12 protein-coding genes are annotated in these 16,194 nt (G+C 70.7%); 3 read left to right on the top strand and 9 right to left on the bottom strand.

Annotation, left to right across the window (positions count from 1 at the left end):
• Nucleotides 1-8: 8 nt before the first annotated feature.
• The 7 genes from purH to BLT23_RS07100 all read right to left on the bottom strand — a co-directional run bounded on the left by purH (nt 9) and on the right by BLT23_RS07100 (nt 8,880).
• Nucleotides 9-1,592: a bifunctional phosphoribosylaminoimidazolecarboxamide formyltransferase/IMP cyclohydrolase gene (gene purH, locus BLT23_RS07130; protein ID WP_090046739.1), complete on the bottom strand. Its 1,584-nt coding sequence runs from the start codon at nt 1,590-1,592 to the stop codon at nt 9-11.
• The gene (gene purN / locus BLT23_RS07125; protein WP_090046737.1) at nt 1,589-2,209 is read right to left on the bottom strand and encodes a phosphoribosylglycinamide formyltransferase; all 621 of its coding nucleotides are present in this window, start codon (nt 2,207-2,209) and stop codon (nt 1,589-1,591) included. The genes purH and purN overlap by 4 nt, the downstream gene beginning before the upstream one ends.
• 67 nt (nt 2,210-2,276) lie before the next feature.
• Nucleotides 2,277-3,836 (bottom strand): cell division protein PerM, encoded by a 1,560-nt coding sequence (locus BLT23_RS40585; RefSeq protein ID WP_176946633.1) that lies wholly within the window; start codon nt 3,834-3,836, stop codon nt 2,277-2,279.
• 120 nt (nt 3,837-3,956) lie between these two features.
• A complete protein-coding gene (locus BLT23_RS07115; protein WP_090046732.1) occupies nt 3,957-4,724 on the bottom strand; it encodes a DUF5336 domain-containing protein in 768 nt (255 codons plus the stop codon).
• Between the two features lie 210 nt (nt 4,725-4,934).
• Nucleotides 4,935-5,822, bottom strand: a complete 888-nt coding sequence (gene sucD, locus BLT23_RS07110) for a succinate--CoA ligase subunit alpha (RefSeq protein WP_090046731.1) — start codon at nt 5,820-5,822, stop codon at nt 4,935-4,937.
• Nucleotides 5,823-5,827: 5 nt separating this feature from the next.
• Entirely contained in the window at nt 5,828-6,994 is a 1,167-nt protein-coding gene (gene sucC, locus BLT23_RS07105; protein ID WP_090046729.1) for an ADP-forming succinate--CoA ligase subunit beta, read from the bottom strand.
• Between the two features lie 206 nt (nt 6,995-7,200).
• Nucleotides 7,201-8,880 (bottom strand): hypothetical protein, encoded by a 1,680-nt coding sequence (locus BLT23_RS07100; protein WP_090046727.1) that lies wholly within the window; start codon nt 8,878-8,880, stop codon nt 7,201-7,203.
• Between the two features lie 135 nt (nt 8,881-9,015).
• Here BLT23_RS07100 and BLT23_RS07095 point away from each other — a divergent pair, with 135 nt between their 5' ends.
• Together BLT23_RS07095 and BLT23_RS07090 are read left to right on the top strand one after the other, a co-directional pair.
• The gene (locus BLT23_RS07095; RefSeq protein ID WP_245743726.1) at nt 9,016-9,996 is read left to right on the top strand and encodes an esterase/lipase family protein; all 981 of its coding nucleotides are present in this window, start codon (nt 9,016-9,018) and stop codon (nt 9,994-9,996) included.
• Between the two features lie 358 nt (nt 9,997-10,354).
• Nucleotides 10,355-10,993, top strand: a complete 639-nt coding sequence (locus tag BLT23_RS07090) for a M23 family metallopeptidase (protein WP_245743724.1) — start codon at nt 10,355-10,357, stop codon at nt 10,991-10,993.
• Nucleotides 10,994-12,201: 1,208 nt separating this feature from the next.
• On the opposite strand, the gene pcrA is transcribed toward BLT23_RS07090, so the two are convergent.
• Nucleotides 12,202-14,508, bottom strand: a complete 2,307-nt coding sequence (gene pcrA, locus BLT23_RS07080) for a DNA helicase PcrA (protein WP_090046719.1) — start codon at nt 14,506-14,508, stop codon at nt 12,202-12,204.
• A 295-nt stretch (nt 14,509-14,803) separates the two neighbouring features.
• Between pcrA and BLT23_RS07075 the strand changes: the two genes are divergently transcribed.
• A complete protein-coding gene (locus BLT23_RS07075) occupies nt 14,804-15,061 on the top strand; it encodes a chorismate mutase (RefSeq protein WP_176946639.1) in 258 nt (85 codons plus the stop codon).
• Between the two features lie 19 nt (nt 15,062-15,080).
• Here BLT23_RS07075 and BLT23_RS07070 read toward each other — a convergent pair whose 3' ends face one another.
• Nucleotides 15,081-16,133 (bottom strand): arginase family protein, encoded by a 1,053-nt coding sequence (locus tag BLT23_RS07070; protein ID WP_090046942.1) that lies wholly within the window; start codon nt 16,131-16,133, stop codon nt 15,081-15,083.
• Between the last annotated feature and the right edge of the window lie 61 nt (nt 16,134-16,194).

Genomic DNA, 16,194 nt, shown 5'->3' with positions numbered 1-16,194 from the left:
ACGAAACCTCAGTGGGCGAAGTGGCGCGTGCCCGTCAGGTACAGCGTCACGCCCGCCTGCTCGGCCTTGGCGATCACCTCGGGGTCGCGCACCGAACCGCCGGGCTGCACGACCGCGCGCACACCGGCCTCCAGCAGCACCTCGAGGCCGTCCGGGAACGGGAAGAACGCGTCCGACGCGGCCACGGCGCCCTGGGCCCGCTCACCGGCGCGCTTCACCGCGAGGTGCGACGAGTCGACCCGGTTGACCTGGCCCATGCCGACGCCGACGGTCGCGCCGTCGTCGGCCAGCAGGATCGCGTTCGACTTGACCGCGCGGATGGCGCGCCACGCGAACTCCAGGTCCGCCAGCGTCTTCTCGTCCGCGGGCTTGCCGCAGGCGAGCGTCCAGTTGGCGGGCGAGTCGCCGTCGGCGTCGATGGCGTCACGCTGCTGCAGCAGCAGGCCGCCCGACACCGGACGCAGCTCCGCGCCACCGCGGACGGGCGGCTCGGCCACGAGGATGCGCACGTTCTTCTTGCGCTGCAACACCTCCACCGCACCGTCCGCATAGGACGGAGCGATGACGACCTCGGTGAAGATCTCCGAGACGAACTCGGCCATCTCGACGGTGACCTCGCGGTTGGCCGCGATGATGCCGCCGAACGCGCTGACCGGGTCGCACTCGTGCGCCTTGCGGTGCGCGTCCGCGATGCTCACGTCGGAGACCGCGATGCCGCACGGGTTGGCGTGCTTGATGATCGCGACGCACGGGCGCTCGTGGTCCCACGCGGCACGCCAGGCGGCGTCGCCGTCGAGGTAGTTGTTGTACGACATCTCCTTGCCGTGCAACTGCTTCGCCGACGCGAGACCCACCCGGCCGTCACCCTGCGTGTAGATGGCGGCCTGCTGGTGCGGGTTCTCGCCGTAGCGCAGCACGTTCGACCGGTTCCAGGTCGCGCCGACCCAGCCGGGGAAGCCGCTGCCCTCGTCGTCGGGCGCCAGGGTGCTGCCCATCCAGGACGCCACGGCGACGTCGTACGAGGCGGTGTGGCGGAACGCGTCGGCGGCCAGGCGCTGCCGGTCGGCGAGCGTGAAGCCGCCCTCGCGGACGTTCTCCAGCACCCAGTCGTAGCGCGCCGGGTCGACGACGACCGCGACGTTCGCGTGGTTCTTCGCCGACGCGCGCACCATCGCGGGGCCGCCGATGTCGATCTGCTCGACGCAGTCGTCGGGCGAGGCGCCCGACGCGACGGTCTGCGTGAACGGGTACAGGTTCACGACCAGCAGGTCGAACGGCGCGATGTCCATCTCGCGCAGCTGCTCGGCGTGCGAGTCCTTGCGCAGGTCCGCGAGCAGACCGGCGTGCACGCGCGGGTGCAGCGTCTTGACCCGGCCGTCGAGGCACTCGGGGAACCCGGTGACCTGCTCGACCGGCGTCACGGGGACGCCCGCGTCGGCGAGCACCTTCGCGGTGCCGCCGGTGGACACGATCTCGACTCCGGCCGCGTGCAGGCCGGTGGCCAGTTCCAGCAGGCCGGCCTTGTCGGAGACCCCGATCAAGGCCCGGCGGACCGGTCGCCTCTCGGCCGGAGTGGTCCCAGGAGTCGTCACGGAATGCTCACCTTTCGTCCGTTCACGGTGCAGCCCTCACGGGCCAGTCGGCCGACCGTCTCGACGAGCAGCCGGCGTTCGACGACCTTGATGCGTTCGTGCAGGGTCTCCTCGGTGTCGCCGGGTTCGACGACCACGGCCTCCTGCGCGAGGATCGGCCCGGTGTCGACGCCCGCGTCCACCAGGTGCACGGTCGACCCGGTGACGCGCACGCCGTAGTCGAGGGCGTCGCGCACACCGTGCGCGCCGGGGAAGGCGGGCAGCAGCGCGGGGTGGGTGTTGATCATCCGGCCGCCGAAGCGGGCGAGGAACCGCTCGCCGAGGATCTTCATGAAGCCCGCGGACACGACGAGGTCCGGCTCGTACGACGCGACGGCCTCGGTCAGGGCGGCGTCCCAGGCGGCGCGGTCGGCGTGGTCGCGCAGCTTCACGGCGAAGTGCGGCACACCCGCGCGTTCGGCACGCTTGAGGCCCTCGATGTTCTCGCGGTCGGCGCCGACCGCGACCACCTCGATCGGGAGGTCGGTCGCGTCCAGCAGTGCCTGCATGAGGGTTCCGGAACCGGAGACGAGTACGACGACGCGCGCCGGTGTGGGAAGCCGAAGTTCGGTGCTCAGCGTCTGCTCCTGGGCGTGGCCTGGTCTGTGCGGTGGTGTCGCAGCAGCTCAGGGGCAGCCTATGACGTCACCGATCGGGCTTGCCGTCCAGGTCCTCCTCCGGCTCCATGCCGAGCATCTCGTCGAACTCCGCGTCGAGGTCTTCCTCTTCCTCGGCGGAGTCCTCCTGAGCGGAGTCTTCGGGGTCGGAGTCGTCCGGGTAGGCGTCCTCGGCGGGATCGTCGTCCGGTTCGTCCTCGCCGACCGGGACGTCCTCGTACTCGTCCTCGTACTCGTCCTCGTCGTAGTAGTCGTCGTCGAGGTCCTCCTCGACCTCGAACTCGTCGGCGTCGACGGGCTCCAGCTGGTCGAACTGGTCGGTGAGCTCGTCGTCCTCGAACACGACGTCGGCGTCGTCCGCCTCCTCGTAGTCGGGCTGGACGAGCTCGGCCCCACCGGCGGCCACCGCGGCCACCGCGGCCTTCGCCCTGGTCCCGGCGAGCCAGGCGACGAGCGCGCCCGGCACCAGCACCCACAGCGCCACGGTCAGCGCAAGCAGGCCGGCGGGCACCGTGACCGGGTCGAACGAGCCTTCCGCGAGCCGTCCGCCCGCCGTGGCGGCGAGCACGAGGCTGCCCACGGCCGCCGTCACGGCCGCCACCAGCACGGCCCGCACCCGCGAGCTCGGCCGGTCGGACACCTTCCGGCAGGTCCAGCCGGCCAGCACCCCGAGCGCCGCGGCACCCACCAGCACGGCGGGGCTCCACACCGCCTTGTCCTCCGGCATCGCGGCCAGCAGCGGCACCGGCGGCACCGGGCCGCCGGTGAAGTGCAGCGGCGACACCTCGACCACGCCGAGCGAGAACCCGGCGCCCGTGACGTAGGAGAACCCGGCGACGACCGCGTTCGGCAGGTAGGCGACGCACAGCAGGAACACGCCGAGACCGACGCCGACCGACGGGCCCGCCTCCGCGAACAGCCCGCTCGTGGTCGGCCAGGACGCGGCCAGCCCGGCCGCCACCGCCAGCGCGCCCAGCCCGACCAGGCCGAACAACGCCATGAACCCGGCGCGCAGACCGTGCAGCGCCACCGGGTCGAGCTTGTCGAACACCACCTCGACCAGGCCGCAGCGGCGGGCGACGCCGATGGTCGCGGCCAGCGCCGACACCGCGGCGCAGCCGAAGAACGCGACGGCGGGCGTGGCGCGCACGACACCGTCGCCCATCAGCAACGCGATCGTGCCGCCCACGACGGCGTGCGCACCGGCGATGCTCAGCACCACGGCGCGCGCCTGGAGCGGTTCGTAGAGGCCGAGGCGATCGGCGGTGCCCGCGGCGGTGCGGCCGACCAGCAGCATCAGCAACGCCGTCGGCAGCAGCGGCAGCACGCCGAGCTGGCCCGCGTCGAAGCGCAACGGCACGTGGTGCGCCGCCAGCCACGCGGGCGCGGCGGTGCTGAGCACGCCGGAGGTGGAGAACTCGGCGTACGTCGCCGTGGCGGAGACCAGCGCGAGCACGGCGGCCACGGCCGCGTAGCCGACGACCACGGACCCGACGGCGGCGGCGACGAGCACCCGGACCCGCTCGGACCGCGAGAACTCCGGCGGACGCACGGTGGTGACCTCACGGGTCACATCGCGTTGCAGCACGGGCACTTCTCCACTGTGTCAGGCCGGCTGAGCCGAACGGGTGAGGCACGCCGGGACATGCGACAGGGGTGGCGCCGGACGAGCCCGGCACCACCCCTGAAGTCGAACGGTGTTGCGAACTTACTGCTGAGGCCCGCCGAACCCACCGGGCGGCGTGCCCGGCGAGCCGAACTGGCCCGGCTGCGGCATGAAGCTGGTCTGCTGCGGCGGCTGGCCCGGCTGGTTCTGCTGGTTCTGCTGCGCGGGCTGCTGCGGCTGCTGACCGAACGACTGCTGGCCGAAGGACTGCTGGCCGAACGACTGCTCCGGAGCGGGCTGGCCCGCCTGCTGCGGGGCCTGCTGCTGCGGGAACGCGCCGGACTGCGGGTGCTGCGGGGCCTGCTGCTGCGGGAACGCGCCGCTCTGCGGGTTCCAGCCACCGGGCTGCGCCTGCTGGCCCGCGTACGGGTTCGCGGGCTTCGGCTCGATCTTCACGATGCCCTCCGCCAGCAGGAACGCCAGCACGATCGCCGCCGTCTCCAGCAGCGCGACGATGAGCAGCACGATGTCGAGACCCTGCACGGTCGGCGACTTGATGATGCCCTGCAGCTGCAGCAGCGCCTGCACGGCCGCGAGGACCGCGGCGACCGGCACGAAGCCCCTCGGGATGCTCGGGAGCACCGAGAGACCGGCGAGCATGCCCGCTGCGAGCAGGTACGTGACGCCGCCGCTGACGTCGTCCGCGAACGTGACGAGGTAGGCGACGAGGCCGAGACCCGCGGCGACCAGCGGGAGGATCAGGCCGAGGTTGATGCTGTTGGCGCCGGGGGCGCCAGGGGCCTGATGAGGTGCCTGGTGCTGTGCCGGACCCGGCGGCTGCTGTTGGGGTGCGCCGTAAGGCACGGACATGTCGAGGTCTCCTCCTCCAACCGAGTGATTCTCAAAACGCTAGCAGTGTTCGCTGCCGCCCCTGCGGAGGAACTCGCGAGTCCACGCCGACTGCTCAGACGTGTGACAGGTGGTCCCGGTTCCGCCAGACGAGCGAGGGCCGGACTCCGAACGTACTCGGAATCCGGCCCTCTGTGTTCGAATGCCGCTGCTCCGCAGACGGCAGCCTGGTCACAGGCTCTTCATGATCTCGCGCATCAGGTCGGCCGTCTCGGACGGCGTCTTGCCGACCTTGACGCCGGCGGCCTCGAGGGCCTCCTTCTTCGCCTGCGCGGTGCCCGCCGAGCCGGAGACGATGGCGCCGGCGTGGCCCATCGTCTTGCCCTCGGGGGCGGTGAAGCCCGCGACGTAGCCGACGACCGGCTTGGTCACGTTCTCCTTGATGTACGCCGCCGCGCGCTCCTCGGCGTCGCCGCCGATCTCGCCGATCATCACGATCGCGACGGTCTCCTCGTCGGCCTCGAAGGCTTCGAGGGCGTCGATGTGCGTGGTGCCGATGATCGGGTCACCACCGATGCCGATCGCGGTGGAGAAACCGAAGTCCCGCAGCTCGTGCATCATCTGGTAGGTCAGCGTGCCCGACTTCGACACGAGGCCGATCTTGCCGCCGCCCGCGATGTTCGCGGGGATGATGCCGGCGTTCGACTTGCCGGGGCTGATGATGCCGGGGCAGTTCGGGCCGATGATGCGGGTCTTGTTGCCGGTCGCGACGGCGTGCGCCCAGAAGTAGGCGGTGTCGTGCACCGGGATGCCCTCGGTGATGACAACGGCCAGCTCGATCTCGGCGTCGATGGCCTCGACCACGGCGGCCTTCGAGAAGGCCGGCGGGACGAAGATCACGGTCACGTTCGCGCCGGTGGCCTCCATGGCCTCCTTGACGGTGCCGAAGACCGGGAGGACGGTGCCGTCGAAGTCGACCTTCTCGCCCGCCTTGCGCGGGTTCACGCCACCGACGATGTTCGTGCCGGACGCGAGCATGCGCTTGGTGTGCTTGGTGCCCTCGGCACCGGTCATGCCCTGGACGATGACCTTGCTGTTCTCGTTGAGGAAGATAGCCATCGTTCTCAGACCCCCGCAGCCGCGAGCTCGGCGGCCTTCGCGGCCGCGTTGTCCATCGTGTCGACAACGGTCACCAGCGGGTGGTTGGCCTCGGCGAGGATCGCGCGGCCCTCCTCCACGTTGTTGCCGTCGAGGCGGACGACGAGCGGCTTGGTGGCCGAGTCGCCGAGGATCTCCAGCGCCTTGACGATGCCGTTGGCCACGGCGTCGCACGCGGTGATGCCGCCGAAGACGTTGACGAACACCGAACGGACGGCCTCGTCGCCGAGGATGACGTCCAGGCCGTTCGCCATGACCTCGGCGGACGCGCCGCCGCCGATGTCGAGGAAGTTCGCGGGCTTCACGCCGTGCTTCTCACCGGCGTACGCCACGACGTCCAGCGTGGACATCACGAGACCGGCGCCGTTGCCGATGATGCCGACCTCGCCGTCGAGCTTGACGTAGTTGAGGCCCTTCTCCTTGGCCTTGGCCTCGAGCGGGTTCTCCGCGGCCTTGTCGACCAGCTCGGCGTGGGCCGGGTGACGGAAGGCGGCGTTCTCGTCGAGCGTGACCTTGCCGTCCAGCGCGACGATCTTGTCCTGCGGGTCGCGGACCAGCGGGTTCACCTCGACCAGCGTGGCGTCCTCCGCGACGAAGGTCTCCCACAGCTTGACGATGGTCTCGACGACCTGGTCCTTGACCTCGGCCGGGAAGTTCGCGGCGTCCGCGATCTCCTTCGCCTTGGCGGCGTCGACGCCCTTGATGGCGTCGATCTGGATCTTCGCGAGGGCCTCGGGCTTGGTGGCCGCGACCTCCTCGATGTCCATGCCGCCCTCGACGCTCGCCATGGCGAGGAAGGTGCGGTTGGCGCGGTCGAGCAGGAAGGAGAAGTAGTACTCCTCCGCGATGTCGGAGGCGGGCGTCACCAGCACGCGGTGAACGATGTGCCCCTTGATGTCGAGGCCGAGGATGGCCTTGGCCTTCTCCTCGGTCTCCTCGGCGGTGGAAGCGAGCTTCACACCACCGGCCTTGCCGCGGCCACCGGTCTTCACCTGGGCCTTGACGACGACCGCCTGGCCGAACTTCGCGGCGATGGCCTTGGCGTCGTCGGGGTTGGTGGCCACATCGCCCGGCAGTACCGGGACGCCGTGGGCGGCGAAGAGGTCCTTCGCCTGGTACTCGTACAGGTCCACTCGGGTCTCCTGCGACGTCGGTGTCGGAACACCGCGCCTGGGTGGTCCTCAAGGGGCCGTCAGAACCCACTTGACGCGGCTGGGCCCAGACACTATCGAGCCCCGGCTACCGCTCGCACGTCGCCGCCGGTGAGGTCGGTCTCAGCGGCGGTGAGGTCGATCACGCGCGTGCCGGACGTGAGGAGACGTGAGGAGACGTCCTCACTTCACCTCGTCGCGCGGGCGCCCAGCAACGCCGCGCCGATGAGCAGAGCCACGCACGACGCCAGCGCGAGCCACGTCCCGGCGGCCACGACCGCACCCTCGACCCGGTCACCGGTCAGCGGCAGTTCGAGCGCCCGCACACCGACCAGCACCGCCACGCCGACCAGCTCGGCGGCACCGCGGGCGGGCCTCGACCGCAGCGCCACGACCAGCGTGACGACCAGGACGACGAGCGAGACGAGCAGCGACCACGACATCGCCGGGTCGTCGGACGGCACGACCGTCGCCCCCGTGTACCTGTCGCCGCGGACGGTGGGCAGCACGAACGCGCCGACCGCGAGGAACCCGGCGAGCAGGACGGCGCCCAGCTCGGTCACCGGGACCTGCTCCCGTTCGCCGATGTCCTCGTTCTCCCGTTCGACGGCACCGGCGAGGGCCGCGCAGACCAGCGCCAGCAGCCCGAGCGGCAGCTCCGCGACCATCAGCCAGAAGCCCGCGCCCGGCTGCGCGATGCCGAGCCTGCTCGCGTCGAGCACCGGGTCGGTCGCGCTCGCCGCCGCGAGCTGCATGGCGGCGTAGGTCCCGCACAGCGCCGGCCGCACCACCGGACCGGCGGACGGCACCAGCATCAGCAGGCCCAGGACGCCGAAGACGGGGCCGGCCACCCAGAGCAGGTTCGCCGACGACAGGCCCGGTGCCGCGTCCCCGGTGGAGAGGACGAGCTGGGGCAGGAGCGCGCCGACGGTCATCGCGAGGGCGGCGAGGACGGCGAGGACACCGGTGGCCAGGTGCAGGCGCCGCAGCGACGGCAGCGCCGGGTCGCGGGTCTCGTCGCGCCGGCCGCGCGCGAGCCGGATCGTCCTGCCGACGAGCGGAACGGCGGGCAGCACCAGCGCGGCGAGCAGGGCGACCAGCGGGCCCGAGCTGATCGTCAGGCCGTCCGCGACGGTGCCGGTGACCAGCGGCGGCAGCACGAGGGCGAGCACGGCGAGCGTGACGCCGAGGACGCCGCCCTGCCGGGTGTCCGGGTCGGGCGAGCTGGCGGCGAGCGCGGTGGCGAGCGGCGCGGCGACGGCGATCAGCAGCCCGCCCGTCAGGCCGAGCACCGGCAGGTCCCACGGCCCCCGGTCCAGCTGGAACGGGTCGGTGGACAGGAACGGCTTGCCGAGCAGCCCGATCGCCGCCACGGCCGCGATCAGCACGGGGAGGGCGACGAGCGTCGGCGGTTCGGACTCGTCGGCGGGCAGGCCCGCCCTACCCGCGGCGAGCGCGCCGCCCGCGATCACCAGGACGTGCCCGAAGACCAGCAGCCACACGCCCGCGGACGGCGTGACGGCGATGAGGGTGGAGGGGCGGAACAGCTCCGGCCGGGCCACCGCCATCGGCGCGAACGCGACCTGCAGGTCGCTCAGCAGCCGTCCGACCGCGAAGACACCGGTGGCGGCGACCAGCCCGGCCGCGACGAACGGCCTGCCCCGGAACAGCAGCACCCCGGCGACGGCCGGGGGCAGCACCGCGAGCAGGGCGAGCAGCGGCCACGAGGTGAACGCGGGTTCCGCACCGTCGACGACGCCGAGCAGCGGGCCCACCACGAGGAGGAGGGAGCCCGCCGCGGCGAGGCCCCACGAGATGCGCAGCCGGGTGGCGGCGGGAGTCTGGTTCTCGAGCTCGGTTCGAGTCATCGCGGGCGAACCTAGCAACATCGGCGTCCGGTGCCGCGCAGCCGTCTGTCACCGGATGCGATGAACCGGATTCGCATGTGGAAAAGATCCGTCGGGTACTCCTGGTTGGTGAGGCCATCACTTACCGTCGCTGATGTGAGCGACAACGGCCGGTCGTGGATGACGCGTCTGACTGACGCGGTCCTCGATCGTGCCGGTTGGGGAGTGCACACCGCACGCGACGTGGCCGAAGAGGTCAAGGTCGCCCTGCGCGCGATGGCCTCACCGGGCGGGATGCGCGGTGTCGCGATGGAAGCGGCCTGGCTGACGGCCCACGCCGTGCTCTACCCGTGGGGCGCCGTCACCGAGCAGATCCGCCCCGAAGGCCACTTCCGGCACTACCGCACCGACGGCCTGCCACCGCGCCAGCGCGGACTGGTGGTTTCGGCGATGGACGCGGCGGGCACCCCGATCGTGTTGGTGCACGGCATCGGGGACAACCGCTCCGCCTTCGCGGTGCTGTCGGGGGCGCTGCGGAGGCGGGGCTTCGGTGTCGTGCACGCCATCAACTACAGCGTGCTGACGGCGTTGACGGGGGACGTCCGGCGCTCAGCCGCCCTGCTGGGTGCCCACATCGAGCGAATCTGCGAGCAGACCGGGTCCGATCGGGTGCACGTGGTCGGGCACTCCCTGGGCGGGCTCATCGCTCGCTATTACGTGCAGCGGCTGCACGGTGACTCCCGCGTCCGCACGCTGGTGACCCTGGGGACGCCACACAGCGGCACGCTCACCGCTTATCTACTGCCCACCTCGCTCACGAAACAGCTGCGTCCGGGGTCGGAACTGCTGGAAGAGCTCGCCGAACCGTGCCGGCCGTGCCGGACACGCTTCGTGGTCGTGTGGTCGGAGATGGACCAGATCATCGTGCCGCAGCGCAACGCCCGGCTGGAGCACCCCTCGTTGGCCGTCGAGGAGCACCAGATACGTGATTCAGGTCACCTGTCCCTCCCGGTTGACACGAGAACGCTTCAGGTAGTTGTGACTGCCATCACCCGATCGGATGACTCTTCGACTCACCCCATCGCCGCTGGCAATGAGGCATGTCACCCTCTCGGAATGACCGACCGTCACAGTTGACAGTTGAAACCAGCTGGTCGCCGCCCGTCCGGTGGACGTAACAAACTGGGGTTTGCCCTCCGAGGCTTCCCGCCGTTACTGTCCCCCGGTCCGTTGTCACGGTCTGATCACAGAAGGACACCGAGTCAGAACCCCGAAACCTGGCTCACCGGGAATCCCCCGCCCGGCGTCCACCCGATCAGGCTCCCCGAAGGCGGAAGGGCAAGCTTTGAGTCACCACCGCTCCCCCGGCGGCCATGAACGCAGCGCTGCGCTTGACGAGGCAGTCGACCGCGCTTCAACACGCACCATCAGCTCCCACCGGCTCCCCCCGCCGCCCTCGGCGCTGCGCGGACGCATCGTCGTCGCCGCCGTCGCGGTGGGTGCCTTCGCCGCCGCAGGCGCGGGCCAGGCACTGCAGGCCGGTGCGGGCGACGGCACGGACGTGCAGCTCGCGAACCACTCCGACGGCGCGGCCACGTTCGACGGCGTCGGTGGCGACACCGCCCCCGCCCCCCAGATCCTCGCGGTCTCCAAGACCACGTCCGAGGGCTCCGCGGAAGCCGCCAAGCTCCTGCGCAGCCAGCAGCTCACCACCGAGCGCGAGGCCGTCGAGGCCGAGAAGAAGCGCCCGAAGTTCGTCCGCCCCGCCGCGGGCGAGTTCACCTCCGGCTACGGCGGCCGCTGGGGCACCATGCACCTCGGCATCGACATCGCCGGCCCGATCGGCACCCCGATCGTCTCCGCCGCCGACGGCGTCGTGATCGAGGCTGGTCCCGCCTCCGGCTTCGGCCTCTGGGTCCGCGTCCAGCACGCGGACGGCACCATCACCGTCTACGGCCACATGGACACGTTCTCCGTGAGCGAAGGCCAGCAGGTCAAGGCGGGCCAGCAGATCGCCCGCATGGGCAACCGCGGCTTCTCCACCGGCCCCCACCTGCACTTCGAGGTGTGGAACCCCAGCGGCCAGAAGATCAACCCGCTCGGCTGGCTCAACGAGCGCGGCGTGACCGTCTGACGTCCTGACCCTCCCCCGGGCCAGGCTGTCCCTGTTCGGTTGTCCGTTGCCGTTCTGGGTCTGCTGGGCTCGGTTCCGAGTCCGCTGTTCCGAGGTGTGCAGTTCCGGGTCTGCTGGCCACCGTTCAGGGTTCGCGAAGTCCTGAACTACGGCTCAGTAGCTTTCTGACGGCTCTGACTGTGCTGACCCACCTCCGGGTGTGGATCGGGGCGCTCAGGGCGCCTCAGGGGCTTACGAGCCTTCCAACCGGGGTCGCTCGCGGTTTGTTCCGCGGCTCCGGCTGAAGATGAGTCGGCATCTCGATTGGATCCGTTACTCCCGGCTCAGGAAGTGGGTCGCGGCCACCCGCCAGACCGAGCACATGTGCCCGCGCCGGCGGCCGCACGCCCTGCAGGTCCCGCTCTCGGTCTGCTCGTGCAGGTGCAGGAGAGCGCGCCAGGCCGTGGTGAGCCTGTGCGTCTCCGGCGATTCCAGGCTGGCGAGGATTGCGAACACACGTTCGCGGAGCAGACCTGCCAGCACGTGGTCCATCTCGAGCTCTCCCGCACCGTCGACGACTTCATGCGGTTGATTGTGCTCGGGGGGTCTGACAATTTTCGGCCGTCCGGCTGCAGCCCCGCTCGAGCACGGGCTGAGGGTTCGGCCTAGGTGGTTCCCGACCTGGGGGTTTCCGGGCGTGCCGCTGCGTTTCCGGAAGTGTCATCGCGGGTGGGACTGTGCGGCCGGACCGCTCTCCCGTTCGGTCCGGCCGCACATCGCCGCGAAGTCCGACCCCCGCCGTCTCTTCGCTTTCCCCTTGTCCGCAGGCTGCTCCCCTGTGCCTTCCGGGCTGCCCGAACAGTCCTTCGGCTGTGCTGCTTGCGACACCCACATAGACGTACGAGGCCGGGGATCGTTGCGCGGGTTTCGGGAGGTTTTTTCGGGGATTTTCGGGCGGGGGATGGAGTGGGGTTCGGCGGGCGGGAAAGTGCTGGTCGGATGGGCGGTGAGGTTGGAAGTGGGGTCTTGTTTGGCTGGTGGGGTGGGGGGTCGCCGCGCCCGGTAGCCGATGTGTCCGGTAGCCAGCGTGCCTCGCAGCCACCACGCCCCGCAGGCACCGCTTCTCGCAGATGGCACGCCTGGTTTTGTGTTGGGCGGCCGCCGGGTCGGCGGTGGGCGGTTCGGCTGCTCCGTCGAGGGGCTCGCCCGGGATGCGTGGGGCGGGCGGGTCAGAGCTTGGTCATGGGGACGCTGCCGATGAGCATCAGGCGGACTGTGCCGGACGCGCCGAAGTCGATGGTCGCGGTGGCCCTCAGGCCCGCGCCGTCCACCGCCACCACTCGGCCCAGGCCGTACTTGTCGTGGGTGACCCTGTCGCCCACGTCCAGCTTCATCGCCGGGGCGTCCTTCCAGCCCTGTTTGCCGGGGGCCGGGCGGGAGAGGCCGCGGGAGGCCATGCCGCCCGAGGCTGAACGGCCCCAGGTCGTGGCTGCGGCCGGGGTGGAGCGGGAGGGTTCCGTCCGGCGCCAGTCGATCAGGTCTTCCGGGATCTCGCCCAGGAAGCGGGAGGCCGGGTTGGCCGAGGGCTGGCCCCAGGCCGAGCGGACCAGGGCCCTGGAGAGGTAGAGGCGGCGCTGGGCTCTGGTGATGCCCACGTAGGCGAGGCGGCGTTCTTCCGCCAGTTCGGCTGGGTCGCCCAGTGCTCGCATGTGCGGGAAGACGCCGTCTTCCCAGCCTGTGCTGAAGACGACCGGGTATTCGAGGCCCTTGGCGGTGTGGAGGGTCATCAGGGTGACCACTCCGTCGGACTCCGCGTCCGGGATGGAGTCCGCGTCCGCGACCAGGGAGACTCGTTCGAGGAACGCCGGGAGGGACGGGACTGGTTCCGCGCCTTCGGGGAGCTCCAGTTCGGTGAACTCCCGGGCCACGGTGACCAGTTCGTTGAGGTTCTCGACGCGTGTGTGGTCCTGCGGGTCTTCGCTGGCTTCCAGCTCGGTGCGGTAGCCGGTCTTCTCCAGGACCGCTTCGAGGATGTCGGCCACGTCGTCCTCGCGGGCGACCATCTCGCCCAGCTCGTCCATCATCTCGACGAAGCCCGCGATGGCGTTGCGGGAGCGCGGGTTCAGCATCGGGACCTTGTCGAGGTCGCGCAGGGCCGCCGCGAAGCTGATGCGCTCTCGTTCGGCGTAGGCGGAGACGCAGGCTTCCGCTCGTTCGCCGATGCCTCGTTTCGGGACGTTCAGGATGCGGCGCAGGGAGACCGTGTCGTCCGGGTTGGCCAGGGTGCGCAGGTAGGCCAGGGCGTCTCGGACCTCGCGACGCTCGTAGAAACGGACGCCGCCGACCACCCGGTACGGGAGGCCCAGGCGGATGAAGATCTCCTCGAAGACGCGCGACTGGTTGTTCGTGCGGTAGAAGACGGCGATCTCGGAGTTGTTGACCTCGCCGCCGTCGACCAGGCGGTCGATCTCGTTGGCCACGAACGCGGCTTCGTCGTGTTCGTTGTCGGCCACGTAGCCGACGATCTTCTCGCCCTCGCCCAGGTCGGACCACAGGGACTTGTCGCGGCGGTTCGGGTTGCGGGAGATGACCGCGTTCGCCGCCGTGAGGATGTTCTGGGTGGAGCGGTAGTTCTGCTCCAGCAGGATCGTGGTGGCGTCGGGGTAGTCGCGCTCGAACTCGACGATGTTGCGGATCGTGGCGCCGCGGAAGGCGTAGATCGACTGGTCCGCGTCGCCCACGACGCACAGCTCGGCAGGGGGGATCTCGCCGCCCGCCTTGCCGACCAGCTCGCGCACCAGCGTGTACTGGGCGTGGTTGGTGTCCTGGTACTCGTCGACCAGGACGTGGCGGAAGCGGCGGCGGTAGTGCTCGGCCACGTCCGGGAACGTCTGCAGCAGCTCGACGGTGCGCATGATGAGGTCGTCGAAGTCGAGGGAGTTCGACTCGCCCAGGCGGCGCTGGTAGACGGTGTAGACCTCGGCCACGCGGCGTTCCAGGTCGTTCGTGGCCTGGGCGGTGGCGGTCTCCGGGTCGACGAGCTCGTTCTTCAGGTTCGAGATGTGCACGGCCAGGGTGCGGGCCGGGTACTTCTTCGGGTCCAGGTCGAGGTCCCTGGCGACGAGCGTGATGAGCCGGCGCGTGTCGTCGCTGTCGTAGATCGAGAAGTTCGACGACATGCCCAGGGTCTTGGCCTCGCGGCGCATGACGCGGACGCACATCGAGTGGAACGTCGACACCCACATCGACCGGGCGCGGGAGCCGACCATGTCGGCGACGCGCTCCTTCATCTCCGCGGCGGCCTTGTTCGTGAACGTGATGGCCATGATCTCGCCGGGGTGCACGTCACGTGCCGCGAGCAGGTACGCGATCCGCCTGGTGAGGACGCGCGTCTTGCCGGAGCCCGCGCCCGCCACCACGAGCAGTGGTGAACCGGCGTGCTCCACGGCACGGCGCTGCGCGGGGTTCAGGTCGTCGAGCAGGTGGCCCGCGCGGGAAACGGGGGGACTTGAGGGCAAGTCGAACAAGGCGCTCATCGTCCACCCACGGTACCGGGCGGCACCGACGATTCCGCGAACCACCCGACCACGTGTTCGATCGGGGGTGTCCCATCTGGTGGGTGGTTCCGCTCACCGGCTTGGCAACCGCGGGTCGTCCTGTGCAACACTGGGTCCGTGCGCGCGACGTTCTTCGAGTTTTTCTACGGGACCCGGACTCCGGCTCCCGTGGTCGTCCAGCGCTGACAAAGCCACCACGAAGCCCCGGAGTCCTCGGACCCCGGGGCTTCGCTGCTTCCGGGCCAGGGCTCGAAGAGTCGAGAGGTCACCCATGATGGACACCACCACCGAGCCGGACATCGACGACCTGCGTCAGGAGATCGACCACCTGGACGCGGAGATCCTGCGGCTCGTGCAGCGCCGCATCGAGGTCTCCAAGATCATCGGAGCCGCGCGGATGGCGGCGGGCGGCACGAAGATCGTGCACAACCGCGAGATCGACGTCCTCAACCGCTACCGGTCGCTCGGCCCGGAGGGCAAGGACCTGGCACTGGTCCTGCTCAAGATGGGCCGCGGCCCGCTGGGCAGGTAGGACGGCGCACGGCCCGGCGTCACAGCACGCCGGGCCAAAAAGGCTTCAGCGCCTCCCTGACGCGTTCGAGGTCGGCGTCCACGAGCTGGGTGTCGTCCGGCAGGTAGGCCAGCGGGTCGCCGAGCAACGGCTCCGGCAGCCGCAGCAGCCCCTCGGCGAGCGCGTGCAGGCACACCGCCGCGTAACCGCGCAGGTAGCCGCCCTCCTGGGTGAGCACGACGCGGGTGCCGAACGACGCCACCCGGCGGCCGATCTCGCGGTAGCCGGCCGCCGTGAGGTTGTGGCGGCCGTTGGGGTCGAACGCCGACCCGTCGAACCCGGACGCGCACACCAACAGGTCCGGGGCGAAGTCACGCAGCAGAGGGAACGCGATCTCGTCGAGCGCGCGCATGTACGCCGTGTCGCCCGCACCGAGCGATAACTCGATGTTGACGTTGCGGCCGTTGGCTCCCAGTTCCGACGGCGCACCCGTCTGCGGGTGGTTCGTGCCCCACGAGCCGTGACGCATGTGCACTGAGATCGTCAGCACGTCCGGGCGGTCGTAGAACACCTCCTGCGTGCCGTTGCCGTGGTGCACGTCCCAGTCCAGCACGGCGACCCGAAGCCCCTGCCGTCGTGCGGTCTCGGCGACGAGGGCCGCGTTGTTGATGAAGCAGTAGCCGTCGGCCATGTCCGGCTGCGCGTGGTGGCCGGGCGGTCGCACGAGCGCGTACGCGAGAGGTGCGCCGGACTCGAACGCGGCCAGCGCCGTCCCCGCCGCCGCGCACGCCGCACGCCACGTCTCCGGTCCCACGACCGTGTTCACTTCCAGCGCGACACGCTCCGACACGCGCAACGAGTCGAGATAGCCCGCCGTGTGCACGCGCAGGAGCTCGTCGACGGTCGCGTGCCGACCCTCGTGCCACGTGAGGTGCGGCGCCACGGGGCCGTGCGTCAACGCGTGCCGGAACGTGCACAGCCGTGCGGCGTTCTCCGGGTGCGGCTCGGCCACGTCGAGCCACGGCCAGGAGCCCGGCAGCTCCCACAGGCCCTCACCGGCGTCGTGCTCGAGGCAGTCGTCGTGCCAGAACATCTCCACGCTCTTCGGATATCAGGGCGATCACGGATGGTCCACGGAAAATTTCTCGGGGCAC

It is taken from the genome of Lentzea fradiae (assembly GCF_900100955.1).
Classification (GTDB): domain Bacteria; phylum Actinomycetota; class Actinomycetes; order Mycobacteriales; family Pseudonocardiaceae; genus Lentzea; species Lentzea fradiae.
Note: the sequence above shows the minus strand (reverse complement) of the source record. Positions and strands in the feature narration are given on the sequence as shown.

What these genes read in the sequence shown, in the direction of transcription:
- BLT23_RS07115 (WP_090046732.1), bottom strand. Translation starts at nt 4,724, where the DNA reads ATGTCCGTGCCTTACGGCGCACCCCAACAGCAGCCGCCGGGTCCGGCA.
- sucD (WP_090046731.1), bottom strand. Translation starts at nt 5,822, where the DNA reads ATGGCTATCTTCCTCAACGAGAACAGCAAGGTCATCGTCCAGGGCATG.
- BLT23_RS07100 (WP_090046727.1), bottom strand. Translation starts at nt 8,880, where the DNA reads ATGACTCGAACCGAGCTCGAGAACCAGACTCCCGCCGCCACCCGGCTG.
- pcrA (WP_090046719.1), bottom strand. Translation starts at nt 14,508, where the DNA reads ATGAGCGCCTTGTTCGACTTGCCCTCAAGTCCCCCCGTTTCCCGCGCG.
- BLT23_RS07075 (WP_176946639.1), top strand. Translation starts at nt 14,804, where the DNA reads ATGGACACCACCACCGAGCCGGACATCGACGACCTGCGTCAGGAGATC.
- BLT23_RS07070 (WP_090046942.1), bottom strand. Translation starts at nt 16,133, where the DNA reads ATGTTCTGGCACGACGACTGCCTCGAGCACGACGCCGGTGAGGGCCTG.